22 protein-coding genes are annotated in these 25,447 nt (G+C 71.9%); 13 read left to right on the top strand and 9 right to left on the bottom strand.

The genetic code is table 11. The features are described 5' to 3' along the window. Positions 1 to 6: 6 nt before the first annotated feature. On the bottom strand, positions 7 to 1,440 hold the full coding sequence (locus ACMCNK_RS06010) for a form I ribulose bisphosphate carboxylase large subunit (protein WP_412735407.1): 1,434 nt from the start codon (positions 1,438 to 1,440) through the stop codon (positions 7 to 9). A gap of 87 nt (positions 1,441 to 1,527) precedes the next feature. Here ACMCNK_RS06010 and ACMCNK_RS06015 point away from each other — a divergent pair, with 87 nt between their 5' ends. The 7 genes from ACMCNK_RS06015 (at position 1,528) to ACMCNK_RS06045 (ending at position 8,291) form a co-directional block, all read left to right on the top strand. Then, complete coding sequence (locus ACMCNK_RS06015; RefSeq protein ID WP_412735408.1) at positions 1,528 to 2,427, top strand: LysR family transcriptional regulator; 900 nt, start codon at positions 1,528 to 1,530, stop codon at positions 2,425 to 2,427. An 82-nt stretch (positions 2,428 to 2,509) separates the two neighbouring features. Beyond that, on the top strand, positions 2,510 to 3,595 hold the full coding sequence (locus tag ACMCNK_RS06020; RefSeq protein ID WP_412735409.1) for a class 1 fructose-bisphosphatase: 1,086 nt from the start codon (positions 2,510 to 2,512) through the stop codon (positions 3,593 to 3,595). Then, positions 3,595 to 4,467, top strand: a complete 873-nt coding sequence (locus ACMCNK_RS06025; RefSeq protein WP_412735410.1) for a phosphoribulokinase — start codon at positions 3,595 to 3,597, stop codon at positions 4,465 to 4,467. Before ACMCNK_RS06020 ends, ACMCNK_RS06025 begins: the two co-directional genes overlap by 1 nt. A 36-nt stretch (positions 4,468 to 4,503) precedes the next feature. Further along, positions 4,504 to 5,436 (top strand): phosphoribulokinase, encoded by a 933-nt coding sequence (locus ACMCNK_RS06030; protein WP_412735411.1) that lies wholly within the window; start codon positions 4,504 to 4,506, stop codon positions 5,434 to 5,436. Beyond that, a complete protein-coding gene (locus tag ACMCNK_RS06035; RefSeq protein WP_412735412.1) occupies positions 5,433 to 6,176 on the top strand; it encodes an HAD-IA family hydrolase in 744 nt (247 codons plus the stop codon). Before ACMCNK_RS06030 ends, ACMCNK_RS06035 begins: the two co-directional genes overlap by 4 nt. Before the next feature lie 304 nt (positions 6,177 to 6,480). After that, entirely contained in the window at positions 6,481 to 7,149 is a 669-nt protein-coding gene (locus ACMCNK_RS06040) for a response regulator (RefSeq protein ID WP_412735413.1), read from the top strand. After that, positions 7,146 to 8,291 (top strand): GAF domain-containing protein, encoded by a 1,146-nt coding sequence (locus ACMCNK_RS06045; RefSeq protein WP_412735414.1) that lies wholly within the window; start codon positions 7,146 to 7,148, stop codon positions 8,289 to 8,291. The genes ACMCNK_RS06040 and ACMCNK_RS06045 overlap by 4 nt, the downstream gene beginning before the upstream one ends. Before the next feature lie 86 nt (positions 8,292 to 8,377). Here the strand turns inward: ACMCNK_RS06045 and pntB are convergent, their stop codons facing one another. Together pntB and ACMCNK_RS06055 are read right to left on the bottom strand one after the other, a co-directional pair. Further along, on the bottom strand, positions 8,378 to 9,796 hold the full coding sequence (gene pntB, locus ACMCNK_RS06050; RefSeq protein WP_412735415.1) for a Re/Si-specific NAD(P)(+) transhydrogenase subunit beta: 1,419 nt from the start codon (positions 9,794 to 9,796) through the stop codon (positions 8,378 to 8,380). A 4-nt stretch (positions 9,797 to 9,800) separates the two neighbouring features. Then, positions 9,801 to 11,330 carry a Re/Si-specific NAD(P)(+) transhydrogenase subunit alpha gene (locus ACMCNK_RS06055; protein WP_412735416.1) on the bottom strand — a complete coding sequence of 510 codons (1,530 nt, stop codon included), beginning with the start codon at positions 11,328 to 11,330 and terminating at the stop codon, positions 9,801 to 9,803. A gap of 328 nt (positions 11,331 to 11,658) precedes the next feature. Here ACMCNK_RS06055 and ACMCNK_RS06060 point away from each other — a divergent pair, with 328 nt between their 5' ends. Then, a complete protein-coding gene (locus tag ACMCNK_RS06060; protein WP_412735417.1) occupies positions 11,659 to 13,737 on the top strand; it encodes a LamG-like jellyroll fold domain-containing protein in 2,079 nt (692 codons plus the stop codon). Here the strand turns inward: ACMCNK_RS06060 and ACMCNK_RS06065 are convergent. From ACMCNK_RS06065 to ACMCNK_RS06075, 3 genes are all read right to left on the bottom strand, one after another. Continuing rightward, positions 13,724 to 14,383, bottom strand: coding sequence for a response regulator (locus tag ACMCNK_RS06065; RefSeq protein WP_412740760.1), 660 nt, complete (start codon positions 14,381 to 14,383; stop codon positions 13,724 to 13,726). The genes ACMCNK_RS06060 and ACMCNK_RS06065 overlap by 14 nt on opposite strands. A gap of 14 nt (positions 14,384 to 14,397) precedes the next feature. After that, entirely contained in the window at positions 14,398 to 15,705 is a 1,308-nt protein-coding gene (locus ACMCNK_RS06070) for a sensor histidine kinase (RefSeq protein ID WP_412735418.1), read from the bottom strand. A gap of 159 nt (positions 15,706 to 15,864) precedes the next feature. Next, positions 15,865 to 16,881 (bottom strand): glycoside hydrolase family 26 protein, encoded by a 1,017-nt coding sequence (locus tag ACMCNK_RS06075; protein ID WP_412735419.1) that lies wholly within the window; start codon positions 16,879 to 16,881, stop codon positions 15,865 to 15,867. Between the two features lie 366 nt (positions 16,882 to 17,247). On the opposite strand from ACMCNK_RS06075, the gene ACMCNK_RS06080 reads away from it, so the two are divergent. From ACMCNK_RS06080 to ACMCNK_RS06100, 5 genes are all read left to right on the top strand, one after another. Next, entirely contained in the window at positions 17,248 to 18,048 is an 801-nt protein-coding gene (locus ACMCNK_RS06080; protein ID WP_412735420.1) for an SGNH/GDSL hydrolase family protein, read from the top strand. A gap of 138 nt (positions 18,049 to 18,186) precedes the next feature. Beyond that, on the top strand, positions 18,187 to 18,741 hold the full coding sequence (locus ACMCNK_RS06085; protein WP_412735421.1) for a SigE family RNA polymerase sigma factor: 555 nt from the start codon (positions 18,187 to 18,189) through the stop codon (positions 18,739 to 18,741). Then, positions 18,738 to 19,556 carry a hypothetical protein gene (locus ACMCNK_RS06090; RefSeq protein WP_412735422.1) on the top strand — a complete coding sequence of 273 codons (819 nt, stop codon included), beginning with the start codon at positions 18,738 to 18,740 and terminating at the stop codon, positions 19,554 to 19,556. The genes ACMCNK_RS06085 and ACMCNK_RS06090 overlap by 4 nt, the downstream gene beginning before the upstream one ends. A 276-nt stretch (positions 19,557 to 19,832) precedes the next feature. Next, positions 19,833 to 20,816 (top strand): threonine/serine dehydratase, encoded by a 984-nt coding sequence (locus tag ACMCNK_RS06095; protein WP_412735423.1) that lies wholly within the window; start codon positions 19,833 to 19,835, stop codon positions 20,814 to 20,816. After that, positions 20,813 to 21,892 (top strand): D-alanine--D-alanine ligase family protein, encoded by a 1,080-nt coding sequence (locus ACMCNK_RS06100; RefSeq protein WP_412735424.1) that lies wholly within the window; start codon positions 20,813 to 20,815, stop codon positions 21,890 to 21,892. The genes ACMCNK_RS06095 and ACMCNK_RS06100 overlap by 4 nt, the downstream gene beginning before the upstream one ends. Here the strand turns inward: ACMCNK_RS06100 and ACMCNK_RS06105 are convergent. Genes ACMCNK_RS06105 through ACMCNK_RS06115 form a run of 3 tightly spaced genes read right to left on the bottom strand, consistent with a single transcriptional unit; the run spans position 21,882 to position 25,289 of the window. After that, entirely contained in the window at positions 21,882 to 22,631 is a 750-nt protein-coding gene (locus tag ACMCNK_RS06105) for a YwiC-like family protein (protein ID WP_412735425.1), read from the bottom strand. The two genes, ACMCNK_RS06100 and ACMCNK_RS06105, sit on opposite strands and share 11 nt — an antisense overlap. Beyond that, the gene (locus ACMCNK_RS06110; protein ID WP_412735426.1) at positions 22,628 to 23,998 is read right to left on the bottom strand and encodes a multicopper oxidase domain-containing protein; all 1,371 of its coding nucleotides are present in this window, start codon (positions 23,996 to 23,998) and stop codon (positions 22,628 to 22,630) included. The genes ACMCNK_RS06105 and ACMCNK_RS06110 overlap by 4 nt, the downstream gene beginning before the upstream one ends. Before the next feature lie 4 nt (positions 23,999 to 24,002). Then, complete coding sequence (locus tag ACMCNK_RS06115) at positions 24,003 to 25,289, bottom strand: hypothetical protein (RefSeq protein WP_412735427.1); 1,287 nt, start codon at positions 25,287 to 25,289, stop codon at positions 24,003 to 24,005. Positions 25,290 to 25,447 lie beyond the last annotated feature (158 nt).

Consider the following 25,447-nt stretch of genomic DNA (forward strand, 5'->3'; position numbering starts at 1 on the left):
GGTCTCCTATCGGCTCGCGGTCACGACGACGTCGGGGGCATCGGTGGCGGCGTAGTCGAACGTGACATCGCCCCAGGTGGACAGTGCGGCGTCGAGCGGCCCGCAGCGCTGGGCCGCGGCGCGCAGCACGGTGGGGCCCTCCTTGAGCAGGTCCCGGCCCTCGTTGCGGGCCTTGATGATGGCTTCCAGCGCGACCCGGTTGGCCTCGGCGCCGGCCGCGATGCCCATCGGGTGCCCGATGGTGCCGCCGCCGAACTGCAGGATGACGTCCTCGCCGAGCAGGTCGACGAGCTGGTGCATCTGGCCCGCGTGGATGCCGCCGGACGCGACCGGCATGACCCCGGGCATGCTGGCCCAGTCCTGCTCGACGTAGATGCCGTTGGCCGGGTTGGCCGGGACATGGTCGAGCCGCAGCGTGTCGTAGAAGCCGCGGGTGGTCGCCGGGTCGCCCTCCAGCTTGCCCACCACGGTCCCGGCGTGCACATGGTCGACGCCGATCAGCCGGCACCACTTGGCGATGACGCGGAAACTCACGCCGTGCGTCTTCTGCCGGGTGTACGTGGAGTGCCCCGCCCGGTGCAGGTGCAGCAGCACGCCGTTGCGCCGGGCCCAGTTGGCCATCGACTGCATCGCGGTGTACCCGACCGTGAGGTCGATCATGATGATGACGCTGCCCAGTTCCTTGGCGAACTCGGCCCGCTCGTACATCTCCTCGACGGTCGCGGCGGTGACGTTGAGGTAGTGGCCCTTGGACTCGCCGGTCTCGGCGATCGCCCGGTTGACGCCCTCCATGCAGTAGAGGAACCGGTCGCGCCAGCGCATGAACGGCTGCGAGTTGATGTTCTCGTCGTCCTTGGTGAAGTCCAGGCCGCCGCGGCACGCCTCGTACACGACCCGGCCGTAGTTGCGCGCCGACAGGCCCAGCTTCGGCTTGACCGTGGCGCCGAGCAGCGGGCGGCCGTACTTGTTGAGGATCTCGCGTTCCATCACGATGCCGTGCGCCGGACCCTGGAACGTCTTCACGTACGCGACCGGGATGCGCATGTCCTCCAGGCGCAATGCCAGCAGCGGCTTGAAGCCGAACACGTTACCGATGATCGACGAGGTGAGGTTCGCGATCGACCCCTCCTCGAACAGGTCGATGTCGTACGCGACGTGCGCGAAATACTCCCCCGGACGCCCCGGGACGGGATCGACCCGGTACGCCTTGGCCTGGTAGTGCGTGTTCGCGGTGAGCCGGTCGGTCCACACCACGGTCCAGGTGGCGGTCGACGACTCCCCGGCGACCGCGGCAGCCGCCTCCACCGGGTCCACCCCCGGCTGCGGGGTCACCCGGAACACGGCCAGCACGTCGGTGTCCTTGGGGACGTAGTCGGCGTTGTAGTAACCCATGCTCGCGTAGCTGTGAACGCCGGGGTTCCACCTGTCGTCATTGGTCATGCGCTCGACACTGCCGCCCGGACAGTCAATCCGTCCAGCGAGCATTCCCCGTCGATACTTGAGTCAATGCTTGTCTATTGTGGTGTCATGACTCCGGCCCGGCTGCAGACGTTCCTGGCGATCCACGAGTGCGGGTCCGCCCGCGCCGCGGCGCAGCGGCTCTCGGTCACCGAGTCGGCCGTCTCCGCGTCGCTGGCCGCGCTGCACGCCGAGGTGGGGGTGGCACTGTTCGAGCGCAGCGGGCGGGGGCTGCGGCTCACCGAGGCGGGCGCGGTGTTCGCCGGGTACGCCCGGCGCATCCTCGGCCTGCTCGACGAGAGCGTCGCCGCCGCCCGCCGCGGCGCGGACGCCGAACGCGGGCGGCTACGCATCGGCGCGGTCACCACGGCCGGGGAGGCACTGATCCCGGGGCTGCTGGCGTCGTTCCGGCAGCGCTACCCGCAGGTGGAGGTGACACTCGACATCGGCGTCCGCGACCGGGTGTCGGCGCTGCTGGCCGACCACCGGCTCGACGTGGTCATCGGCGGTCGCCCGGGCGCGGGCCAGGTCACCCGTGCCACCCGGGCCAACTCGATGGTGCTGGTGGCCGCGCCCGGCCCGCCGCCCGACCTGGCCGCGACGACCTGGCTGCTGCGCGAGACCGGTTCCGGCACCCGGGACGCGACGCTGGCGCTACTGCGACGCCTGCAACTCGACCCGCCGCTGCTGACACTCGGCTCGGTCGGGGCGGTGGTGTCCTCGGCGGCGCTGGGCCTGGGCGTCACCCTGGTCTCCACGGACGCAGTCGCGCAGCACCTGCGCGCGGGCACGCTGCACCGGGTGCCTGCGCCCGGCACCCCCCTGAGCCGGCCGTGGCACGCGGTCACCACGGCCGCCCCGACCGCCACCACGGAGCTGTTCCTGCACCACCTGGCGGATCCGGAGCGGGCGGGCGCGCTGGTGTTCCGGGTGGCCCGATCTCATCAGTCCACCCGCCCGCACGGGTGAGGCAGGCGGCACCGTCCCACCCGTACGGTCCTGGCATCCGCACCGGACGCCGCCGACGCGGCCCGACCATGGGGAATCCACCGTGTCCCATCTGACCGATGCCGCGGACGGCCTGGCGGGCCCGCTCGGGCGCATCACCCTCACCCGGCACACCATCGACCAGGAGCACCGGCACCTCGACTCGACCGGTGACTTCTCCGGCCTGCTCAACGCGATCGCCACCGCGGTGAAGATCATTGCCAATCAGGTCAACCGGGGGGAACTGGCCGACGGTGCGGGGCCCGGCAAGGTACAGCAGCGCCTCGACCTGGCCAGCAACGAGGCGATGGTGGCGGAGACACTGTGGGGCGGGCACCTGGCCGCCATCGCGTCCGGCAAGTCGGCCGGCATCCTGCCGATCCCCGCGCCGTACCGGCGGGGCAAGTACCTGCTGCTGTTCGATCCGCTGGACGGCTCCAGCGACCTGGACGTGAATCTGTCCGTCGGCACCATCTTCTCGGTGCTGCGCAGCCCCCGCCCCGGCGGCGAGGCGCGGGTCGAGGACTTCCTGCAACCCGGCACCGAGCAGGTCTGCGCCGGCTTCGCCCTGTACGGGCCCGCCACCATGCTCATCCTCACCACCGGCGACGGGGTGGACGGCTTCACCCTGGACCGCGACATCGGCGCGTTCGTGCTCACCCACCCGCGGATGCGGGTCCCTGAACGGACCCGCGAGTTCGCCATCAACAGCGCCAACGAACGGTTCTGGGCCGCGCCGGTACGCCGGTACATCGGCGAGTGCCTGGCCGGGCGCAGCGGACCCCGCGACCACGACTTCACCATGCGCTGGGTGGCGTCGCTGGCCGCGGACGTGTTCCGCATCCTCACCCGCGGCGGCGTCGTGCTCTACCCGGCCGACAGCCGCAACCCCAGCCGCCCCGGCGAGCTGCGCCTGATGTACGAGTGCAACCCGATCGCGTACCTCATCGAGCAGGCCGGCGGCCGCGCCAGCACCGGCCACGCCCGGGTGCTGGAACTGCCCCCGGCACGGCTGCACCAGGGCGCCCCGCTGGTGTTCGGCTCCCGCGCCGAGGTCGAACGCATCGAGCGTTACCACTGCGAACCCGAGGACGACAGCTTCGACGGTTCGCTGTTCAACGTCCGGTCGATGTTCCGGGCGGGCCGCTGATGTCGGCCGAGCACCCCGTCGTGGCCATCACCGGCTCGTCGGGCGCGGGCACCACGTCGGTCACCCGCACGTTCCAGCACATCTTCCGCCGGGAAGGGCTCACCGCCGCCATCGTCGAGGGCGACTCGTTCCACCGCTACGACCGGGACGAGATGAAGAAGGCGATGGCCGAGGCCGCTGCGGCGGGCAACGTCAACTTCTGCCACTTCTCCCCCGAGGCCAACCTGCTGCCGGAGCTGGCCACCCTGTTCGAGGAGTACGGCAACACCGGCACCGGCCGCACCCGCCGCTACCTGCACGACGACGAGGAGGCCGCCCCGTACGGGCAGGAGCCGGGCACGTTCACCGCGTGGGAGCAGATCCCGCCCGGCACCGACCTGCTGTTCTACGAAGGGCTGCACGGCGCGATCGTCACCGGTGACGCGGACGTGGCCCGTCACTCGGACCTGCGCATCGGCGTGGTGCCCATCATCAACCTGGAGTGGATTCAGAAGCTGCACCGCGACCGGACCCAGCGCGGCTACTCCGACGAGGCGGTGATGGACACGATCCTGCGGCGGCTGCCGGACTACGTGCACCACATCTGCCCGCAGTTCTCCCAGACCCACATCAACTTCCAGCGGGTGCCCACGGTGGACACGTCGAACCCGTTCATCGCCCGGACGATCCCCACCGCGGACGAGAGCTTCCTAGTCATCCGGTTCGCCGATCCGAAGGGGATCGACTTTCCGTACCTGCTGTCGATGCTGCACGACTCGTTCATGTCGCGGCCGAACGTCATCGTCGCCCCGGGCGGCAAGATGGAACTCGCCATGCAGCTGATCTTCACGCCGATGATCCTGCGGCTGATGCAGCGCCGGAGTCTGGTGTGACCGCGGCGGCCCGCGGTGTCTGACAAGGCGATCCGGATGGCGCGCTCCCGTGTCGTCGAACCCGCCGCGGCCCGGCCGGTGATGCTCGCGGTCGGCGGCGACAGCGGCTCCGGCAAGACCACCCTGGCGCAGGGGCTGGCGGCCGCGATCGGCGCGGACCGGTGCACCTCCATCTGCGTGGACGACTACCACCGCTACGATCGGGCCCAGCTGCGGGTGCTGCCGCTGACCGCACTGTCGCCGGACGCCAACTACCTCGACATCATGGAGCAGCACCTGCAGATGCTGGCCACCGGCCAGCCCATCCTCAAACCGGTGTACGACCACCGCACCGGCACGTTCGCCCGGCCGCAGTACCTGCGGCCCCGCCAGTTCGTCATCGTCGAGGGCCTGTTCCCGCTGTTCTCCAAGCTGTCGCGGGCGTGCTTCGACATCACGGTCTTCCTCGACCCGCCCGAGGAGATCCGGCACCGGTGGAAGATCCACCGGGACACCACGTGCCGTGGCTACACCACGGCGCAGGTACGCCACGAACTCGCGCGACGCGAGCCCGACTCGGCCGCGTACATCCGGCCGCAGCGGCGTTTCGCCGACATCGTCGTCCGCTTCGCGCCCGCACCGGAGGGCGCCGACCGGCCGGACACCCCGTCCACCGCCGAGCTGCTGCTGCGCCCGACCGTCCAGCACCCGCCGCTGACCCGGCTGCTCACCGACGACGTCGGCGCGGCCCTGCACCTGAACATCATCCGCGACGACGACGGCACCCCGGTCGACTGCCTGCGGGTGCACGCCGACGCCACCGCGGACGAGGCCCGGCTACTGGAGAAGGCACTGTGGGACGGGGTCGGCCACGACCGGGAGATCCCGCGCGGGCTGGGCCGGCTCGCCGACGGCGGGCACAGCGAACCGCTCGCGATCACGCAGGAGCTGCTGCTGTTCCACCTCATGCAGGAGGTCTACCAACGATGACGGCATCCGGGCTGCGCGCGGTGATCTTCGACGTGGACGGCACGCTCGCCGAGACCGAACGCGACGGGCACCGGCGCGCGTTCAACCGGGCGTTCCGCGACCATGGCCTGCCGTACGAGTGGGGTGTCCCCGAGTACGGCCGCCTGCTCGCGGTCACCGGGGGGCGCCGCCGCCTGGCCGGGTACCTCGCCGGGCAGGGCGTCCCCGACTCCGAACCGCTGGCACGGGAGCTGCACCGCACGAAGACCGCCCACTACACCGCGTGGCTGCACGACGGGCCGTTGCTGGCCCGGCCCGGCGTACCGGAACTGCTGGCCGAGCTGCACGAGCGGGGCGTACCCGTGGCGGTCGCCACCACCGGCCGCCGCGCCTGGGTGACCGTCCTGCTCGCACGCCTCTTCGGCGACGTCACGTTCGCCGCCGTGATCACCGGTGACGACGTGTCCCGGCTCAAACCCGACCCGGAGGTCTACCAGCTCGCCCTGCACGAGCTCGGGATCGGGGCCCGCGACGCGGTCGCGGTGGAGGACTCCCCGCCCGGGCTGGCCGCCGCCACCGCGGCCGGGCTGTGCTGCCTGGTCGTGACGTCCGCCTACCACCGCCACCTGCCGTTTCCGGGGGCTGCCGCGGTCGTGCCCGGCTATCAGCGCGGGGACATGGTGGACAGTGACGGGCCCCTCGCCGCCGGGGTCACCGTGGACGCATTGCGACGTCTACACTCGGCGGCATATTCCCGGTGAGCGCACCCCGGACGGATCCGCCGCAACGCCGGCAGCTCCGCGAGCCGCCACCCGGCACACCGCGCCCGACGCGGGCCTCGCGCTCGGTTCCCGGTGGGCCACGCAGCGTCGCGGCGTCCCTCGACAGTGACCGGCGGGACCCGTACCATTCCCTGCAAATGCCGACCAAGGCCGCGTCATCGGCGGGCAATCCCCGCGCCTGGTGAGCGGGCCTGGCAGGGCATCGGGTGGGACACACCCCGACAACGAGCGGGCCGTCGGGCTCGCTTGAGGAGTTTCATGGTGACCGTTACCGGGGTGCCCGGTGCGCCCGCCTGACCGCACCCCGATCCGGGTGCTGCTGGTCGACGACCACGAGATGGTGCTGCAGGGACTGCGGGCGATGCTGTCCCGGTTCCCGGGCGCGGTCGAGGTGATCGGTTCCGCCGGGGACGAGGCGGGCGCGGTGCAGGCCGTCACCGCCCACCATCCCGACGTGGTGCTGTGCGACGTACGGCTGCGCCGCGACAGCGGACTCGACGTGTGCCGGGCGGTGCGGGCCGCGGCACCGTCCACCCGGGTCGTGTTCCTCACCGTGTACGACGACGAGCAGTACCTGTACCAGGCGCTGCGTGCCGGCGCGTCCGGCTACCTGCTGAAGCGGATCGACGGCCACGAGCTGGTCCGGCATCTGGAGAACGTGCAGCTCGGCGACATCGTCATCGACCCCGGCCTGGCCGGCCGGGTGGCCTCGGCCGCCGCCCACGTACGCCAGGGCGAGTTCTGGCCCGGCGCCCGGCTCGGCCTGACCCAGCGCGAGAGCGAGGTGCTCGCACTGCTCGTCGGTGGACTGTCCAACAAGGCCATCGCGGCACGGCTGGTGGTCAGCGACGACACGGTGAAGACGCACCTGCGCGGGCTGTACCGCAAGCTGGAGGTCAACGACCGCGGCTCGGCCGTCGCCGTGGCCCTGCGCGAATCCCTGTTCCATTGACGGATCTGCTGAGCCGGGTGCAGCGCTGGGTGACCCGCGAACCGGATCTGTCCACGGTGCTCGGCCGGGTCGCCGCCGCGGTGCCCGACACGCTCGGGGCCGACGGCTGCCTCGTGTTCCGGGTGGCCGACGACGGTGACCTCGTGCTCAGCGCCGCGCACCCCGCGGCGGGCGGCCCGGGCCTGCGGATTCCGCGCGGCTTCGGCGTCACCGGGCGGGTGGCCGCGGACGGCATCCCGGTGGTGCTGGTCGACGACCACCCGCGCAACGCGCGGCACCGGGAGCTGATGGGACTCGGGCCGGGCGAACCGGTGTCAAGGCTGTGCGCGCCGGCCCGGGTGCCGGGCGGCGCCACCGTGGCCGTGCTGGCGGTGTTCAGCAGGCGGCGCCGGGCGTTCAGCCGCGCCGAGGTCGACCCGGTGCAGGCGGTGGCCGACCTGGTGGCGTTGCGGGTGCACCTGGCCGCGCTGGCGACCGCGATCGACGGATACCGGGACCTGCGCAACACCGCGGTCGCGACCACGGTCACGATGCAGGAAGCGGAGCGTCGCCGGATCGCCGGCGACCTGCACGACGGCGTCACCCAGGCCATCGCCAGCCTCAGCTTCCGGCTGTCGGCCGCGACGGCGGCACTGCACTCCGGCGACGTCGACGACGCCGCGCAGCAGGTCGACGCGGCCCGGTCGCTGGCGGATCTCGCGTTCGGGGAGACGCGCAGCGCCATCACCGGGCTGCGCAGCCCGATCCTCGACGACCTCGGCCTCGCGGCCGGGCTGACCAGCCTGGCCCGCAACGTGCCCAACCTCCCGATCCAGGTGGACGCGCAGGACCTGCGGCTGCCCGAGCACGTCAGCACGTCACTGTTCCGGGTGGCGCAGGAGGCCGTACACAACATCGTGCGCCACGCGAACGCCAGCCGGGCCGTCATCCGCCTGGCCAAGCACGGCCGCACCGCCATGCTCACGGTCACCGACGACGGCCGCGGCTTCGAGCCCAGCGGCCAGGCGCTGCACCCGAACGGCCGGCCGCACGGGCTGCGCGGCATGGCCGAACGGGCCCGCCTGCTAGGCGGCGAGCTGCGGGTACGCTCCCGGCCCGAGGAGGGCACCACCATCGAGGTACGCATCCCCGACGTGCTGTGACGACCAGCAGGAGGGCGGCGCGCCCACTGTGCGCGGAGCCGGGCCGGGCGGGCAGCGTTCGATGCCGGCCCGGCCCGCCCGTGCGCTCAGAGCGCCCGCAGGATGTCCTCCACCCGGTCCTTCGCGTCGCCGAAGAGCATCGCGCTGTTCTCCCGGAAGAACAGCGGGTTCTGTACGCCCGCGTACCCGGAGGCCATCGACCGTTTGAACACGATGACGTCGTCGGCGTCCCACACCTTGAGCACCGGCATCCCGGCGATCGGGCTGCTGGGGTCCTCGGCGGCGGCCGGGTTGACCGTGTCGTTCGCGCCGATGACCAGGACGACCGAGGTGTTCGCGAAGTCGTCGTTGATCTCGTCCATCTCCATGACGATGTCGTACGGCACCTTGGCCTCGGCGAGCAGCACGTTCATGTGGCCGGGCAGGCGGCCCGCCACGGGGTGGATGCCGAAGCGGACGTCGACGCCCTTCTCCCGCAGTTTGCGGGTGAGCTCGGCGACGCCATACTGCGCCTGGGCGACCGCCATGCCGTAGCCCGGCGTGATGATCACGGAGTCGGCGGCGGTCAGCAGTGTGGCCACGCCCTCGGCCGTGATGTCGCGGTGTTCGCCGTAGTCGGTGTCGTCGGCAGGCCCGGCCTCGATGCCGAAGCCACCGGCGATGACGGAGATGAACGACCGGTTCATCGCCTTGCACATGATGTACGACAGGTAGGCACCCGAGGAGCCGACGAGCGCGCCGGTGACGATCAGCAGGTCGTTCTCCAGCAGGAAGCCGGAGGCCGCGGCGGCCCAGCCGGAGTAGCTGTTGAGCATCGACACCACCACCGGCATGTCGCCGCCGCCGATGGAGGCCACCAGGTGCCAGCCCAGCAGCAGGGCGAGCACGGTGACGACGATGAGCAGCCACAGTTGGGGCTGGATCACGAACCACGCGGTGAACACCGCGAACGCGGCCAGTGCACCCAGGTTGAGGAAGTTCTTGCCCGGCAGCATCAGCGGGCTGGACTTCATCCGGGCCGACAGCTTGAGGAACGCCACGATCGAGCCGGTGAACGTGACCGCGCCGATGAAGACACCGATGACGACCTCGGCGCTGTGGATGCCGAGCAGTTCCTGGCCGCGCAGCACGCCGGCCTCGGCGCCGTTCAGGTCCGCCTCGACGTGCAGGTACCCGTTCCAGCCGACGAGCACGGCGGCGAGGCCGACGAAGCTGTGCAGCAGCGCGATCAGTTCCGGCATCCCGGTCATCTCGACCCGGCTGGCCCGGTACAGGCCGATCGCGGCGCCGACCGCGGTGGCCACGAGGAGCAGCGCGAGGCCGGCGCCGCTGAGTTCGTTCGCGATGGCCAGCGCGACCGTGGCCACCAGCGCCAGGGCCATGCCGGCGATGCCGAAGATGTTGCCGATCTTGGCGGTCTCGTGCTTGGACAACCCGGCAAGGGCCAGGATGAAGAGCAGGGCCGCGACGATGTACGCCGCCTGCGCCGCCGGTTCGATGGACATCAGATCAGCTCCTGGAGAACATGGCGAGCATGCGACGCGTCACCGCGAAGCCACCGAAAACGTTGATGCTGGCCAGCAGGATGGCCACGAACGACAGCACGGTCACCACGTGGTCGCCGTGCCCGAGCTGCAACAGGGCGCCGACCACGATGATCCCGGAGATCGCGTTGGTCACCGACATGAGCGGGGTGTGCAGCGCGTGGTGCACGTGCCCGATCACGTAGTAGCCGATCACGATCGCCAGCGCGAACACCGTCAGGTGCCCCCGCATGGCGGCCGGTGACAGCGCCGCGAGCAGGAACAGCACCGCGGCGCCCGCCCCGACGACGCCGAGCCGCTGAGCGGTCGACGCCGGCTGTTTCGCGTGCGTCTCGACCGCGGCGGCCGCGGGGGCCGGGGTCTGCGCCGGGGCGGCCGACACCGACACGGCGGGCGGCGGCCAGGTCAGCTCGCCGTCACGGACGACCGTCATGGACCGCTGGACGACGTCCTCGAAGTCGAGCACCAGCCGGCCGTCCTTGGCCGGGGTCATCAGCTTCATGAGGTTCACCAGGTTGGTGCCGAACAACTGCGACGCCTGCGCGGGCAGGCGTCCCGCCAGGTCGGTGTAGCCGATGATGGTCACGCCGTTCGCGGTGACCACCGCCTCGCCCGGCACGGTGCCCTCGACGTTGCCGCCGTTGGCGGCGGCCATGTCGACGATGACGCTGCCCGACTTCATGGAGGCCACCATGTCCGCGGTGATCAGCCGGGGAGCCGGCTTCCCGGGGATGAGCGCCGTGGTGATGATGATGTCGACGTCCCTGGCCTGCTCGGCGTAGAGCCGGGCGGCGCGCTCGTTGTAGTCGTCGGACATCTCCTTGGCGTAGCCGGTTGCGGAGACCTCGACCTCGGCGGCCTCGACCGACAGGTACTCGCCACCCAGCGACTTGACCTGGTCGGCGACCTCGGGGCGCGGGTCGGTGGCCCGCACGATCGCGCCGAGGCTGCCCGCGGCGCCGATCGCCGCGAGGCCGGCGACACCGGCGCCCGCGACCAGCACCTTGGCCGGCGGGACCTTGCCGGCCGCGGTCACCTGCCCGGTGAAGAACCGGCCGAAGACGTGCGCCGCCTCCACCACCGCGCGGTAGCCGGCGATGTTGGCCATCGACGACAGCACGTCCAGTGACTGGGCGCGCGAGATCCGCGGTACGGCGTCCATCGACAGGGCCGTGATCGGCCGCCGGGCCAGGTCCTCGACCAGGGCCGGGTCCAGCCGGGGGTTGAGCATGCCGACCAGGGTGGTGCCCTTGGCCAGCCGGTCGAGCTGCTCGGGCGGCGGCGGGTTGAGCGCGAACACGACGTCGGCGACCAGTGCATCACCGATCGACGCGCCCGACGACTCGTACGCCGCGTCGGCGAACGACGACGCGAGACCGGCGCCGGCTTCCACCACCACCTCGTATCCCAGCTTCACGAGTTCCGCGACAGTGGCGGGGGTGGCCGCCACGCGCGTCTCACCCGGGCGCAACTCCCTGACTACACCAATGATCATCAGTCGACTCCGCAGCAGACGGTTGACGTTCAGTACGTGGGACGAGGTCTTGCGGTTCGAGGTGCCTGGCTCAAGTTGCCGACGAGCACGGTCCGTGCTCGCGTCGAGTGATTGTTACTTGGCAGTACGCAGAAAACGATGGTGGGACACGTCACATCGTCGCGCAAGGGCTTACCTACCGTCACGACGCAGCTTCGATGGGCTCGTCCGCGTCCGTTTTGTACGGCAGCAGGAGTTGTCGTTCGTCGATGCTAGCCTTCGCGCCTGACGTTCACCGGTGACCGCATCGGGGCCGGTCGACGCACATACGGCAATTACGGGGAGAACAATGCATCGGATCCTCCGCCGCGGCGCCCGGCCCGCGGCGTCACTCGGTGCCGCGCTGGCGGTGCTCGCGGTAGTCGGCCTGGTCAAGCTCGCCGGTCCCATGGCCGGCCCGCCGCCGGCCCTGCAGCCCGCCGCCGTGCTCGACCCCACTGCGACGGCCTACCAACGCGAGTCGATCCGCGCCATGACCTGGAACGTCTGCAACGATGCGGGCGGCATGAGGGGCACCGACTCGTTCTGCCCCTGGCGCAACCGGCCGCAGAGCAAGGCGGAGACGATCGCCGGCATCGCACACGCACGAGGTCTCAACGCGCTGCTGCTGCAGGAGATCTGCTTCCCCGCCGACAGCGCCCATACGGATGACGGCAGCCTGCTGGGCAGCCTCATGGGCCTGCTCGGCCCGGGCTGGACGTACGCGGCCGTGGACCGGTGGCGCAGCAGCGCCGAAACCGTCGCCGACGCACCGTGCCGCGACGGGCTCGTCGGCACGCTGGGCAGCGCAATCGTCGTGCACGGCACCATCACCAGCACCTCGCACCCGGCGCTGCTCGTGCCCGGCGACCCGGTGTACTACCCCGATTCCGGCACCGTCCTGGGCAGCAGCAAGCCGCTGCTGTGTGCCAAGGTCCGGGGCTGGGACACCACGGTGTGCACGGTGCACCTGCCGCACCGCGACGGTCACAACGACGAGTACGCGCGCCAGGTCGCGTCCCTGACCGACAAGGTGTCCGCGATGGGTCCGCTGCTGCTCGGCGGCGACTTCAACTCCTCGCCGTCGACCCCGAACCCGCTGACGCCGCTGTACGACCGTTACGCCGAGTGCGACCAGCAGGCGTACGTGCCGGGCGACGCGGTCAACGAGGTCACGCACTACAACAGCCCGGACGGCAGCACGCCACCGAAGCCACCCACCAAGCTCGACTACCTGTTCTCGACCGCGGGCTTCGCCGCCTGCGACGCCCTGACCGAGTACGCGGACACCACCGGCAACGCGGTCAGCGAGGGCGACCCGAACGGCTTCTCCGACCACGCGCCCATGATCGGCTACACCCGCGGTCAGGCCGTCACGTGGAACTTCGGCGACGGCTCGGGCCCGGACACCGTCGACGCCTCGGGGAACTCGTACACCGGGCACCTCAAGGGCGGCACGACGTGGATCCCGGCGCGGGGCGGTGCACTGCACTTCGACGGCACCGGCATGGTCGTCGGCGCCAAGGACCGCGGGTCGCTCGTGCCGACCCGCGCGAGCCTGACCGTCTCGGCGTGGGCCCGGCTGGCTTCGGGCGCACCTACCGGGACCGTGCTCAGCGAGCGCGGCGAGGAGATCAACGGTGTCACGCTGGGCTACAGCAAGCCGGACAACGCCTGGCAGTTCGTCATGCCGGTGAGCGATGCAACCAGTGCCCGCACCGACCGGGTCACCGCGCCCGCGACCGCCGGAGTCTGGACCCACCTGGTCGGCACGTACGACGCCGGCGCCGGCAAGCTCCAGTTGTACGTGGACGGCAAGCTCGCGGCAAGCGCCGGGCACACCAGCCGGTGGACCGCCGACGGCGCTTGGACCGTGGGCGCCGACACCCAGGACAACCCGGACAAGGCTGTCACGTCGGGGTTCGTCGGCGACGTCGACGACGCGCGGGCGTATGCGTACGCGCTGACCGCGACCGAGGTCGGCAAGCTCACTGCCGACCAGACCCCGCAGCCGCAGCTCCCCACGATGAACACGACGGTTCCCGCCTCCACCGGCCCCGCCGACCCCGGCTGCAGCCAGGACAAGAGCACGTGGGGCACCGTCGCCACGCGCACGCCGAAGCTGTCGGCCAAGGTCACGCACGCCGATCCCACCGCCCAGGTGTACGCCGAGTTCTCGTTGTGGCAGAGCGTCGAGACCGGCCCCAACGTCCAGGTCTTCGGCATCGGCGACGCGGCGGGCCGCAGCACGCCGGTGACCGGTTCCGGCACGGTCACGGTGACCGCGCCGCCGCTGACCCCCGGCGTCAACTACGGGTGGTACGTCCGCAGCGCGGACGGCAGGACGTTCTCGGAGAAGACCGTGGTGTGTCACTTCAGGGTGGAGTAGCGCCGCCGTTCAGGTACGCGAGCACGGCCAGGACCCGGCGATGCTGTTCGTCGTCGGGTACCAGGCCGAGCTTGGTGAACAGGTTGCGCACGTGCTTCTCGACCGCGCCGTCGGTGACCACGAGCCGGCGGGCGATCGCGGTGTTCGACTGCCCCTCCGCCATCAGCGCGAGGACCTGGCGTTCCCGTGGGGTCAGCGCGCGCAGCTGCGCGTCGCGGCGCCGCCCGACGAGCAGCTGCGCGACCACGTCAGGGTCGAACGCGGTGCCGCCCCCGGCGACCCGCTGCAGGGCGTCGAGGAAGTCGGCGACCTCGACGACCCGGTCCTTCAGCAGGTAGCCGATCGCGCCCCCGCCATCGGCGAGCAGGTCCGTGGCGTACGAGGACTCGACGTACTGGCTGAGCACCAGGATCGGCGCGGCGGGGCTCCGGCCACGGATCTGCACGGCGGCGCGCAGCCCTTCGTCGGTGTGGCTGGGCGGCATGCGTACGTCGACGACGGACACGTCCGGCCGGTGCATCTCGACCGCGTCGACCAGTGCCGGTCCGTCGCCGACCGCGGCGACGACGGTGTGGCCCGCCTCCTGCAGGAGACGGACCAGACCTTCGCGCAGCAGAACGGCGTCGTCGGCGACGACGACCCGCAGGCAGCTGGCCGCGGTCATCGTGACGGCAGCCAGGCGGCCACGGTGGTGGGGCCGTCGAGCGGGCTGGTCAGGTGCAGCTCTCCCCCGGCCGCGTGGACGCGGTCGCTCAGGCCGGCCAGGCCGTGTCCTTTCGCGAGGGCGGCACCGCCCACGCCGTTGTCGACCACGCAGAGCAGCAGCCGGTCGTCGTCGCGGCGCATCGTGACGGTGCATTCGGTGGCGTGGCTGTGCTTCGCCACGTTGGTCAGGGATTCGGCGAGCACGAAGTACGCGACGGTCTCCACGCCGGTGTCGAGCCGGCCGAGGTCCGCGGCGTCGAGATCGACCGGGACGGTGGAGCGGGCGGCGAGGGAGGTGACCGCGGCCAGCAGCCCCCGGTCGACCAGGATGGGCGGGGCGATGCCGCGCGACAGCGCGCGCAGTTCGGCCAGCACTTCACGAGTCTGGGCGATGGCGTCGCCGACGGTGTCGCGGGCGCGCTGCGGGTCAGTGTCGAGCTGGTGCTGGGCGCGGCCGAGGTCCATGGCCAGCCGTACGAGACGCTGCTGGGGCCCGTCGTGGATGTCGCGTTCGAGCCGGCGCAACGCGGTCGCCTCGGCCGACACGGCGGCCGCGGTGCGGGTCTGCGCGGTGGCCATCTCCTGCTCGAGCCGCACGACCCGGCCCCGTAGCCGTCCGACGTCGACGAGCAGCGCCTTGCCGAACCAGGCCTGCCCCAGGGCCATCGCCCGCGTCACGAACGGCAGGGTGACCAGCGCGAACGCGCCGATGCAGGTCATCACGGCGGTACGCATCGCGGGTGAGGCTGCGATGTCGTCGGTGAAGTAGAAGGTGACGCCCGGGATGCGGCCGCGCCAGGCGACCGCGCTCACCCCGGCCAGCGCGGTCACCCACCACAGCAGTGCGACGCTCCAGGTGAGCAGCGCCAGCGGGAAGACCGCAACGGTGTGCGCGACGTCGAGCCACGACTGGAGGTCGGTCAGCGGGATCAGCCAGCGCCGCACCGGCGCCGTGCCCGGGGCGGCGCGCCGGTATGCGGCGCGGGTGTCCGGGTCGCCCAGCACGCCGCGGATGCGCAGCCGCTCGATCTGCGCGAGGCCGCGTACCGCGAGCACGGTGAGCATGAGGACCGGCACCCCCACCACGATGACAGCCAGTCCGGCGCCGGTGGTCAGCCCGACCAGGGCCACGATCCAGCCGGCCAGGGCCAGCGGGAAACCGGTGAACAGGTAGACGGTGTCCACCACGGCGCGGCGCAGCAGGTGCGGGATGCCGGGCCGGCGTTCGGCGGTGGTCGGCGGGGGTCCGGATACAGCGGTCATGCTCAACAAACCTAGGCGCCGGGACAACGGGGGCACCATCCCGCCCGCCGCCGGGCCCGGGGTAGGGCCAGCCCTACCCCGCCGTCCGGGTCGAACGGCAGACCGCGCCGTCCGGGGATCTGAAGGGCACGCCACCAACGAGCAGCAACGGCCGGCTGATCAGCCGGAGAAGCGGGTCCCGCGCGTCATCGTCCGGTAGGCGGCCAGCGCCTCGCCGTCGCTGTCCGGCCGGAAGTTACGCTTCGTGCCCTTCTGGTTGTCGGTGTCGAACCAGACCACGGCACCGATCGACGGCGTCTTGGCCACGTACGCGGACAGGCTCTTGATCCATCGGGCCTTGGTGTGCCTGCCGTGTTCCACGGCTGCGGTCTCGGCCAGAATGATCGGCTTGCGTCTGCCGTACGCCTTGACGATCGGCGTGAACAGCGTTTTCGGCGACTCCTTGGAGAAGTTGTAGCCGGAGACACCGACCCAGTCCACGTATGCGTCGCCGGGGTAGTAGTGCGTGAATTTGTTCCACGACACGTCCGGGCCGGAGTTCCAGTTCGGGGCCCAGACCCACGCGACGTTCGTGGCGCCGTGCTGGCGGAAGATGCGGTGCATCCGCCGCCATGCCTTGATGAAGTTGGCGGGCTTCCGGCCGTTGTGCACGCCGTCCCAGGAGAACCAGTTGCCGTTCATCTCCCAGCCCCAGCGCAGCAGGATGGGCCGTTTCATGCCGGCCATCAGCCGCGCCATCTTGGCGATGTGGTGGTCACTCGCACCGCTGTTGATCTTGCTGAGCTTGGTGCCCGCCCAGGAGATCATCAGCACCGCGTCCGCGGGCACCTGCGGGTGCGAGGTCGGGTAGTAGTCGGACCACGGGTAGTACACGTGCACGATCCGCTGGCCGCGGCCGAGCTGCTGCTGGCGCAGCGCGAGGCTCTGGGTGAGCGTCTTTCCGCGCAGCGACAGGTACGAGCCCAGCATCGCCTTGCCGCGCTGGAAGCGGACCGGCCCGCCCCACGCCCCCGCGGCCGACGCCACCGGGTCGAGATCGACGGCTCCGCGCAACGGGGCCGACACCGCCGCCACGGCCGGACTCGCGGACAGCGCGACAGCCGGCACCGTCAGGGCCAGCAGGCTCAGAAATCGGCGGCGCGCCAGCCCGCGGCCGTCCCCCTCGTCGAACTCCACACGAACCCCTCGACACCGACGGCAGAAGTCGGACCAGCATGCCCGTCCGTGCCGGGCGCCGCCCTCGCCCCCGTGGCCGACAAATCCGAGCTGACCAGCCCGAAACCGGCAACCTGGCGGAAACGTGATCTGGCCGAAAAGGGCGCACGGAAGCAGCCCGGAATGCGCACGGAATGCGCCGAACGGCCGCCAATATCAATTGGCGCAGGAAAGATTCCCGCATGACGTTCATGCAGGTCACATTGATGCATGTTACAACATGTTAACAACAATGTCACTATATTAATTGTCGCAAGAGATTGACATACTCGTCAGTAACCGGAGCGCTTCGGCCCCCATTTCCCTCGTGGATCCGGAGGCCACCCGATGAGCAGAGCCACCACCGCCCTCGCCTGCTTCATCTCGTCCACCCTGCTGACCCTCGCCTTCGCTGCTCCCGCAGCCGCCGCGTCCGGCGCGTCCGATTGGGACTACGTCGCGCTCGGCGATTCCTACTCGTCCGGAGTCGGCGCCTCCGGGCAGACCGGAGTCTGCCTGCGCAGCCCCAACGGCTACCCCGGGCTGTGGAACAGCGCCAACCACCCGAAGTCGTTCCAGTCGGTCGCCTGCAGCGGCGCCACCACCGACACGCTGCGCTCGACCCAGTTGTCCGCCCTGAACGCGAGCACCGACTTCGTGACCGTGACCATCGGCGGCAACGACGTCGGCTTCGCGTCGACCATCATGACGTGCACGCTGTCCAGCGACAGCGGGTGCGCCGCCAAGGTCGCCGACGGGCTGAAGATCCTGAACGAGCAGATGCCCGCCAAGTTCGACACCACGTACGCGCAGATCCGCGCGAAGGCGCCGAACGCGAAGGTCGTCGTCCTCGGCTACCCGATCCTGTTCGACGAGAACGCCCCGAGCTGCGGCTTCGCCGGCATGAGCATCCCCAAGCGCAAGTCCCTCAACGCCGGCGCCGTCGAACTCAACAAGGCCATCAAGGCGCACGCCCAAGCCGCCGGCTTCATCTGGTCGGACGTGACCGACGAGTTCACCGGGCACGGCATCTGCGGGCCCAGCGCATGGCTGCACGGCCTCACGGTCATCCCGCCCACCGACTCGTTCCACCCGACCGGCACCGGCTACAAGTCCGGCTACCTGCCCGCCCTGAACTCCGTACTCTGAACCCCTCCCCGATGGCGGCGGTCCGCGGGATCCACCACCCGCCGGCCGCCGCCGCAAAGTTTTCCGTCCACCCGGGAACCCGCGGCACCTTTCGTCCCGTGTCTACCGTGACCGAGGTGGAGGGGAGCGAACAACGGCATGAGATTGCTACGGCGATCCGGTCGCACGGACGTGGACGAGGCATTCGCCGCGTACTACGCGGCACGCGGCAACCATCTGCGCAACACCGCGTACCTGCTGTGCGGCGACTGGCATCTGGCGGAGGATCTGACCCAGATCGCCTTCACGAAGCTGTACCGGGCGTGGCAGCGGATCGAGCAGCGCGACAGTCTCGACGGGTACGCCCGGCGCGTACTGGTCCGGGCCTTCCTGGACGAACGGCGCCGACCCTGGCGCCGGGAGCATTCCACCGTGCCGGAGAGCCCCGCGCTCGACGCCGTCGCCCCGGGCGGCATCGAACCGGGTGACCGCATGCTGGTCCGCGCCGCACTCGCCACCCTGACGCCCCGCCACAGAGCCGTGCTGGTGCTGCGGTTCTGGGGCGACCTGCCGGTCGAGCAGGTCGCCGACATCCTCGGTTGCGCCACCGGCACGGTCAAGAGCCAGACCTCGCGCGGCCTCGCCGCGCTGCGAGAGGCACTTGCCGCTGCCGACCCGGAAATGGCCCAACCCATTCTTGGAGGACGACGGTGAGCGACATCAAGCAGATGTGCGATCGGCTGGTGGAGGGAGCGCCACCGCTGCGCGGCGGCGACGCGGTGCTGGCGAACGCCCGCCGCTCGGCGCGGCGCAGCCGGCGGACAGCGGTGGCCGCGGCCGGCCTGCTGACCGCGACCGCGCTGGCGGCCGGCGGCATGTACGCCGGCACGGGCGCCAAGCCGGCCGTCGAGCAGGGCGGCACGGGCCTCGCGCCCGCCCCGGCGACCAACGCCGCGCTGGCGCCGGCCGGTCTCCCGCCCGCCCGCGCGGCGGCCGACCACGGCGAGGCGATGCAGCGGCTGCTGGTCACGGCGGTCCCGGCAGGCACCAACGCCAAGCCCGTGGAGATCAAGTACGACGCGAGTCTCGACCCGCACAGTGTCCTGCCGGACGCGGCGCACCCGGCTCCGGCCAAGGGCATCATGGGCATCGCGGGGTCCACACTCCTGGTGCAGGACGGCGGCCGCGAGGGCGCCCTGTCCGCGGAGATCCTGATCGGGGGTACTCGCGTCCCGGGCTGCAAGGCCGATGCCCGCACCACCTGCACGGTTCGCGAGGTCCGCGGCGTACGGATCGAGATCGCCACATGGACCGACAAGGCCGGAGCGCACATCGTGGCCAGCCGGCTCCTGCAGGGCGGCGCCCTGGTCGTCATGGCCGACCAGGGCCACAGCAGTGACGAGCACACCGCGCCGTTGGACGCCCCCGGCAAGGCCCGGGGGTCGAAGCCGTCGCTGACGACGATGCCGTTCACCGTCGAGGAGATCGCGGAGCTCGCGGCGAAGCCGGACATGCTGCAGTTCCACTGAGCGTGCCGGTCCCCTCGACGGGCCGCGGTCGACGGTGTCCCCGTCGACCGCGGCCCGTCACGCATGGTGAACATCCCGTCGCTGGACCCGCCCGGCCGTAGCCGCGCGTGGCCGCGCCCTCACACAGCTCGGTGGGCTGGTCCAGGCCCCGATTCCCGGTGGCCTCGGCCGAAAGTTGCACCGCCGCCCGGCATGATCCGTCCGCGGTCCGAGGCAGCCACGGGTGACTGGCTGTAACACTCGGCCGGGTCAACCGCCGAGGAGGGACGTGACACCGTGCAACCAGCCGTCGCCGAACGGAACCTCAGCCGATCCGATGTGGCCGACGCCGCCCGCTACCTGGACGGGCAAATCGTGCGGACCCCGATGCTCAGCAGCGCCGAACTGGACGAACTGGCCGGCGCCCGGCTGCTGCTGAAGGCCGAGAACCTGCAGCGCAGCGGCTCCTACAAGATGCGCGGCGCCACCGTCGCGGTGGGCCGGCTGGCCGCCGAAGGCCGGGCCGCCGGGGTCGTCTGCCAGAGCACCGGCAACCACGCCGCCGCCGTCGCGCAGGCCGCCCAGCGGCACGGGCTGCCCGCCGTCGTCGTCCTGCCCGCCGACGCCGCACCGGGAAAGGTCGCGCGGGCCGCCGCCGCCGGGGCGTGCGTGCTGCGCGCCGACGGCGACCCGCACGAGACGGTCCGGCAGGTCCACGCGGACACCGGCTACGCGGTCATCGACGCGTACGACCATCCGGATGTCGTCGCCGGGCAGGGCACCGCTGCACTCGAACTCATCGAGGCGGCCGACGCCGCGGGCACACCCCTGGACGCCCTGGTCGTGCCGGTCGGCGGGGGCGGCGGAGCGGCGGGCGCCGTGCTGGCCGCCGAAGGGCGCGGCATCGCCGTCCACGGCGTCGAACCGTACGGGTGCGACTCGCTCGCGCGAAGCCTCGCCGCGGGTCGCCGCGTACCGGTGAGCCCGGCCACCACGCTGGCCGACGGCCTGCGCCCGGCCTGCGTCGGGGAGCTGCCGTTCCGGGTCCTGCGCGACTCCGGCATCGGATCGGTCCGGGTCGACGACGACGCGATCGCGCACGCTTTCCGGCTCATCATGATGCACCTCAAACTCCTCGTCGAACCGTCCGGTGCGGCCGCCCTGGCGGGTGCGCTGCAGGTCACCGGCGCGGGCGGCCACCGTACGGTCGGCGTCGTGCTGACCGGCGGCAACGTCGAGGCCGGCCTGGTCGGCCGGCTCATGGAAGGCAGTGACGCATGAACATCGCGGTCCTTTTCGGCGGCCCGTCGGCCGAGCACGACGTCTCCTGCGCATCGGCGCTGGGGGTGCTGCGCGCCCTGACCGAGGGCGGCCACGACGTGTCCGCGGTCGGCGTCACCCGCGACGGCGGATACCGGCTCGTGCCGGATGACGTCCTGGAGAAGCTGCGCGACCGCTCCGGGGTGGCCCGGGCCATCGACGACGCGCTGGAGGTGACCGGGCCCGAGGTCGAGCTGCGCCGCGGCGGCGCGCCGCGCACGCTCGCGATCTGCGCCGACGGCGCGGTGCTGGCCACCTGCGACGTGGTGTTCCCGGTGCTGCACGGGCCGTTCGGCGAGGACGGGGTCGTGCAGGGCGTGCTGGAGGCGCTGGGGGTGCCGTACGTCGGATGCGGCATCGCGGCGTCGGCGGTGGGGATGAACAAGGTCGCGATGAAGCGGGCTTTCGTCGCCGAGGGCGTGCCGGTCACCCCGTACGTGTGGTTCGACCGGCATGCGTGGCGCACCACGCCGGACCCGGAGGGGCTGGCCACCGGGCTGCAGCGGCCGTTGTTCGTCAAGCCGGCCCGGATGGGCTCGTCGATCGGCATCACCCGGGTCGCCGACGGCGACGATCTGGCCGCGGCCGTGGAGACCGCGCTGGAACACGACAGCCTCGTGCTGATCGAGCAGGGGGTGCACGGCCGCGAGATCGAGTGCGGGGTGCTCGGCGGGTGGGAGCCGGAGGCGTCCGTCGTCGGCGAGGTCGCGGTCACCGGCGGCTGGTTCGACTACCAGCAGAAATACTTCGGCGACGCGGACCCGATGACCGTCCCGGCCGACCTCCCCGAGGCCGTCAGTGCACGCGTACGCGAACTGGCGCTGGCCGCGTTCACCGCGGTCGGCGGCTGGGGTCTGTCCCGCGTGGACCTGCTGTGGGACGAGAGCGCCGACCGGCTGTACGTCAACGAGCTGAACACGATGCCCGGCTTCACCGCGCACTCGATGTACCCGAAGGTCTGGGCGGCGTGCGGCATCGACTACGTCACGCTGGTCGGGCGGCTCGTGGAGCTGGCGTTCGAACCGGCTAGACCGTGAGTACGGTGACCGCGAGCAGCACGCACGCGGCGATCTCGACGAGGCCGACCTGCAGGGGTCGCAGACCCCGCGGCGGCAGGGCCCAGGCGCGCGCCGCCAGCAGCGCGAACAACAATCCCAGCGGCGGCGCCACCCACGCGAGGACGGCAGCGGCCACCAGGTGATAGCCGACCGACACCCGGTAGAACGTGGCGTTCCCGCGCTCCCGGATCATCGTCTTGACGTAGAAGACCGTGCCGGTGAAATACAGCAACACCGCGACGAACGGGAGGGCCACGTCGCCGGGAGCCACGCCGGCGATCGTGGCTGCCACGAACACCATCAGGCAGCTCTGCACGACCGAGACGAGGTCGTTGACCAAGGCCCGCTCGTCGCGGCGCCACGCGTAGCCGGCGTTGACCGCCAGCAGCAGCGCGAAGATCGGCGCGTACGCCAGCACCGGCGGCCGGGCCAGCACGACGACGGCCGCCGGTACCGCGGTCGCCGGGGCGTACAGCAGCAACGGGGCGCGGAACCGGGCCGGGCGGCGCGTCTTGATCGCCTGCAGCACGTAGTACGACAGCAGGTAGCCGGCCAGCCACGCGACCAGCAGCGGCACCTGCGGCCAGCGGAAGCCGGCCGCCAGGACACCGACGAGGTACGGCACCAGCAGCATCGCCCACGCGCCGTGCTGCGGCGGCACGAACCGGCGTACGGTTCGCCGCCGTGGCCGGGTCGCCGGTTCCGGCACGGTGGTCATCGTGGGCTCACCTCGATGCTGCCGCGGGCGCCGCGCTCGGCGTCGACCATGATGTGGCTGACGAACGGGTAGTGGCCCGCCTCGGACAGGACGGTCTCCACGTAGCCGCCGGCCGCCGGGGCGAGCGGCAGGACCTGGGCGCCCCCCGCGTCGCCCGGTTGCAGCTGGCGGCGGCCCTCGGCGTAGACCGTGTCGAACACCGCCCCGACGACGTGGAACGCGGTGCTGCGGTTCGGGCCCGCGTCGAGCACCCAGATGCGTACCCGGTCGCCGGTGCGTGCGGTCAGCGGCCGGTGGACGTACTGGGCGGGGTAGCCGTTGAAGACGACCGCGTCGGGCTGCTCGGCCTGCATCTTGGCGAGGTCGCCCGGCTGCCCGTCGCCGCCCGGGTACAGCTCGGACTGCACCAGCACGTACTCCCGGTCGACCGGGGCCAGGTCGGGCGGGTCGATGATCAGGGCGCCGTACATGCCGTTGCCGAGGTGGTACAGCATCGGCATGGTCGAGCAGTGGTACATCCAGATGCCGGCTTTCGTGGCGGTGAACCGGTACACGAGCCGCTCCCCCGGGTTGATCGGGCGCATCGGGCGGTCGGGGGCGAGCGCCCCGGCATGGAAGTCGATGCCGTGGTCGACGCTGCCGTCGTTGATCAGGGTGATCTCGAACGTGTCGCCGACCCGGCCGCGCAGCACCGGACCGGGGGCGGTGCCGTTGAACGTCCACAGTTTCTGCCGTACGCCGGGCGCGACCTCCCGCACCACCTCCTGGACCCGCAGTTCCACGCGATGCAGGCGGCCCGTAGCGGCGGTGGGCGCGGTCGCGTCGCGGGCGGTGAACCCGGGGTCCGGCGTGGCCATCGCGTCCATGTGCGGCATGCCGGTCATGCCGGCCGCGTGGTCGCCGTGACCGGCGGTGTCCGCCACCCGGCCGTCCGTTCCGGAAGCCGTGATGGTCAAGATCATGCCCGCCTGCCGGTGGCCGGGCAGCGAGCACCAGCCGTCCACGCGGCCGCCGATGACCCCGGCGTCGAGGCGGGCGGTGCCGTCCGGGCCGACCGCACCCGTCTTCGCGCCCGTGGCGAGGACCAGGTCGTGGCGGCGGCGGTCGTGGTTGGCCAGTTCGATGACCAGGCGGTCTCCGGCGGGCACGGTGATCCGGTCGGGGTGGAAACGCATCCCGTCCGCGGTGACCGCGACGGTCGTGGTGTGACCGGTGGCGACGATCTCGGCGGCCGAGGCCCGCGCCGGTCCGCCGGAGACGCGCTGCGCGGCCGCGCCGACGAGCACGGCCAGCAGGACGAGCGCCACGCCGGTGGCGAAGCCGCCGAGCGAGCGGGGTGCGGCGGAGGCGGAGTCGGGAGTGGACACGGGTCTACCTCCGGGCGGTGAGCAGCACACGGGCGGCCGGGATCAGGAACTGCACCAGCGCGGCCAGGAGCAGCAGCGACGTGGTGATCCGCACGTACGGGCCGACGGGCAGCAGGAAGGTGGCGAGGGCGGCGTTGGCCATCGCGACGCGCTGGGCGAAGTGCCGGTCCAGTGCCGCCGTCCGGTCCCGGACCGCGGCCGGGCCACCGCCGAGCGCCACCGGCAGCAGGTAGGCCAGCGATCCCAGCAGTACCTGCGCGACGAACCCGACCAGCAGCGGCGTGAGGACCGCGCCGAACCGGTCGGCCGCCGCGGCCGCGCCGCGGGCGGTGAGCAGGTTCGCGCCGTCGATCGCGAACGCCACGAACAGCCAGCCGCCGGCAGCGGCGATCGACCAGGCGGCGAACGACGCGGGCGGTTTGCCGCGAGCCGCGCGCCATGCCGGGCGTACGGTCAGCGCGGCGGCGAGGGCCACCAGCGCGAGGCCGCCGACGGCCAGCGGGGGCCACCAGGCCAGTACGCCGATCCCCAGCACCGCCAGGCCGGTCGCCGCGACCGGAAGCGCGGTGCGGCTGGCCGCGGTGGCGTCGTCGGCCATGCGCGTACGCAGCACAGTCGGCCAGAACGTGAGCAGCGTGCCCAGCACGGTCAGGGTCACCCCGCCGAGCAGGTTGACGTGGGCGTGGAACAGCACCAGCCGGGGCCGCGACGAGTCGTCGACCACCAGCATCCAGGCGCCCACCGGAATGCCGACGAGCAACGCCGCCGCGGCGCCCTGGTAGTAGTGCACCGTGACCGCGAAGCGGGCGGGCAGCGCGGTCCGCAGGCGCCGGGACAGCCAGGCCAGGTGTGCGGCCATGGCGGCGAACACCGCACCCGCGCCGGCCACCCCGAGCCACGGCAGGTCGGCGGCGCCGCCGATCAGTACGGCGACGACGCCGACGTTGTGCACGGCCAGCCGGACCGCCTCGCCGCGGCGGCGCACCGGGGCGGCGACGCGCAGGATCGCCGCGGCGAAGTGCGCACTCCAGACGAGGATCGCGTTGGTCACCGCACCGAGCAGAAGCAGATGGATGGCCAGCCAGCGCCACGCCGGCAGCCACGGGTGCAGCACCGCGAGCGCCACCAGCGCCGCGAGGTAGCCCAGCGGCAGCGCGGCGGCACGCCGGTGCCAGCCGGCGCGCCCGGTCGCGCCACCGGCGCTCTGCCCGCGGACCGCGTCCTCACCAACCGTCAGCCCGCGGACCGCGTCCGAGGCGCCGGTCCGCGCAGGGTTCGGGATCGCGGTCACTAGGGCACCATCCCTTCGACAGGATCTTGGAAGTAGGGTCTTGTCGATCTCGGCGAGGTTCGGGAGATGGCTTGGTGCGGTCGCCCTTCGAGGGCCTTCATGACACCGCCACTCCCGGGCCTTGCCGGGGCTGCCTGACCGGCAACAGGGAGATGCGC

The organism is Krasilnikovia sp. MM14-A1259 (assembly GCF_047159535.1).
Lineage (GTDB): Bacteria > Actinomycetota > Actinomycetes > Mycobacteriales > Micromonosporaceae > Actinoplanes.

What these genes read in the sequence shown, in the direction of transcription:
- ACMCNK_RS06010 (WP_412735407.1), bottom strand. Translation starts at nt 1,440, where the DNA reads ATGACCAATGACGACAGGTGGAACCCCGGCGTTCACAGCTACGCGAGC.
- ACMCNK_RS06015 (WP_412735408.1), top strand. Translation starts at nt 1,528, where the DNA reads ATGACTCCGGCCCGGCTGCAGACGTTCCTGGCGATCCACGAGTGCGGG.
- ACMCNK_RS06025 (WP_412735410.1), top strand. Translation starts at nt 3,595, where the DNA reads ATGTCGGCCGAGCACCCCGTCGTGGCCATCACCGGCTCGTCGGGCGCG.
- ACMCNK_RS06030 (WP_412735411.1), top strand. Translation starts at nt 4,504, where the DNA reads ATGGCGCGCTCCCGTGTCGTCGAACCCGCCGCGGCCCGGCCGGTGATG.
- ACMCNK_RS06035 (WP_412735412.1), top strand. Translation starts at nt 5,433, where the DNA reads ATGACGGCATCCGGGCTGCGCGCGGTGATCTTCGACGTGGACGGCACG.
- pntB (WP_412735415.1), bottom strand. Translation starts at nt 9,796, where the DNA reads ATGTCCATCGAACCGGCGGCGCAGGCGGCGTACATCGTCGCGGCCCTG.
- ACMCNK_RS06055 (WP_412735416.1), bottom strand. Translation starts at nt 11,330, where the DNA reads ATGATCATTGGTGTAGTCAGGGAGTTGCGCCCGGGTGAGACGCGCGTG.
- ACMCNK_RS06060 (WP_412735417.1), top strand. Translation starts at nt 11,659, where the DNA reads ATGCATCGGATCCTCCGCCGCGGCGCCCGGCCCGCGGCGTCACTCGGT.
- ACMCNK_RS06070 (WP_412735418.1), bottom strand. Translation starts at nt 15,705, where the DNA reads ATGACCGCTGTATCCGGACCCCCGCCGACCACCGCCGAACGCCGGCCC.
- ACMCNK_RS06080 (WP_412735420.1), top strand. Translation starts at nt 17,248, where the DNA reads ATGAGCAGAGCCACCACCGCCCTCGCCTGCTTCATCTCGTCCACCCTG.
- ACMCNK_RS06085 (WP_412735421.1), top strand. Translation starts at nt 18,187, where the DNA reads ATGAGATTGCTACGGCGATCCGGTCGCACGGACGTGGACGAGGCATTC.
- ACMCNK_RS06100 (WP_412735424.1), top strand. Translation starts at nt 20,813, where the DNA reads ATGAACATCGCGGTCCTTTTCGGCGGCCCGTCGGCCGAGCACGACGTC.
- ACMCNK_RS06105 (WP_412735425.1), bottom strand. Translation starts at nt 22,631, where the DNA reads ATGACCACCGTGCCGGAACCGGCGACCCGGCCACGGCGGCGAACCGTA.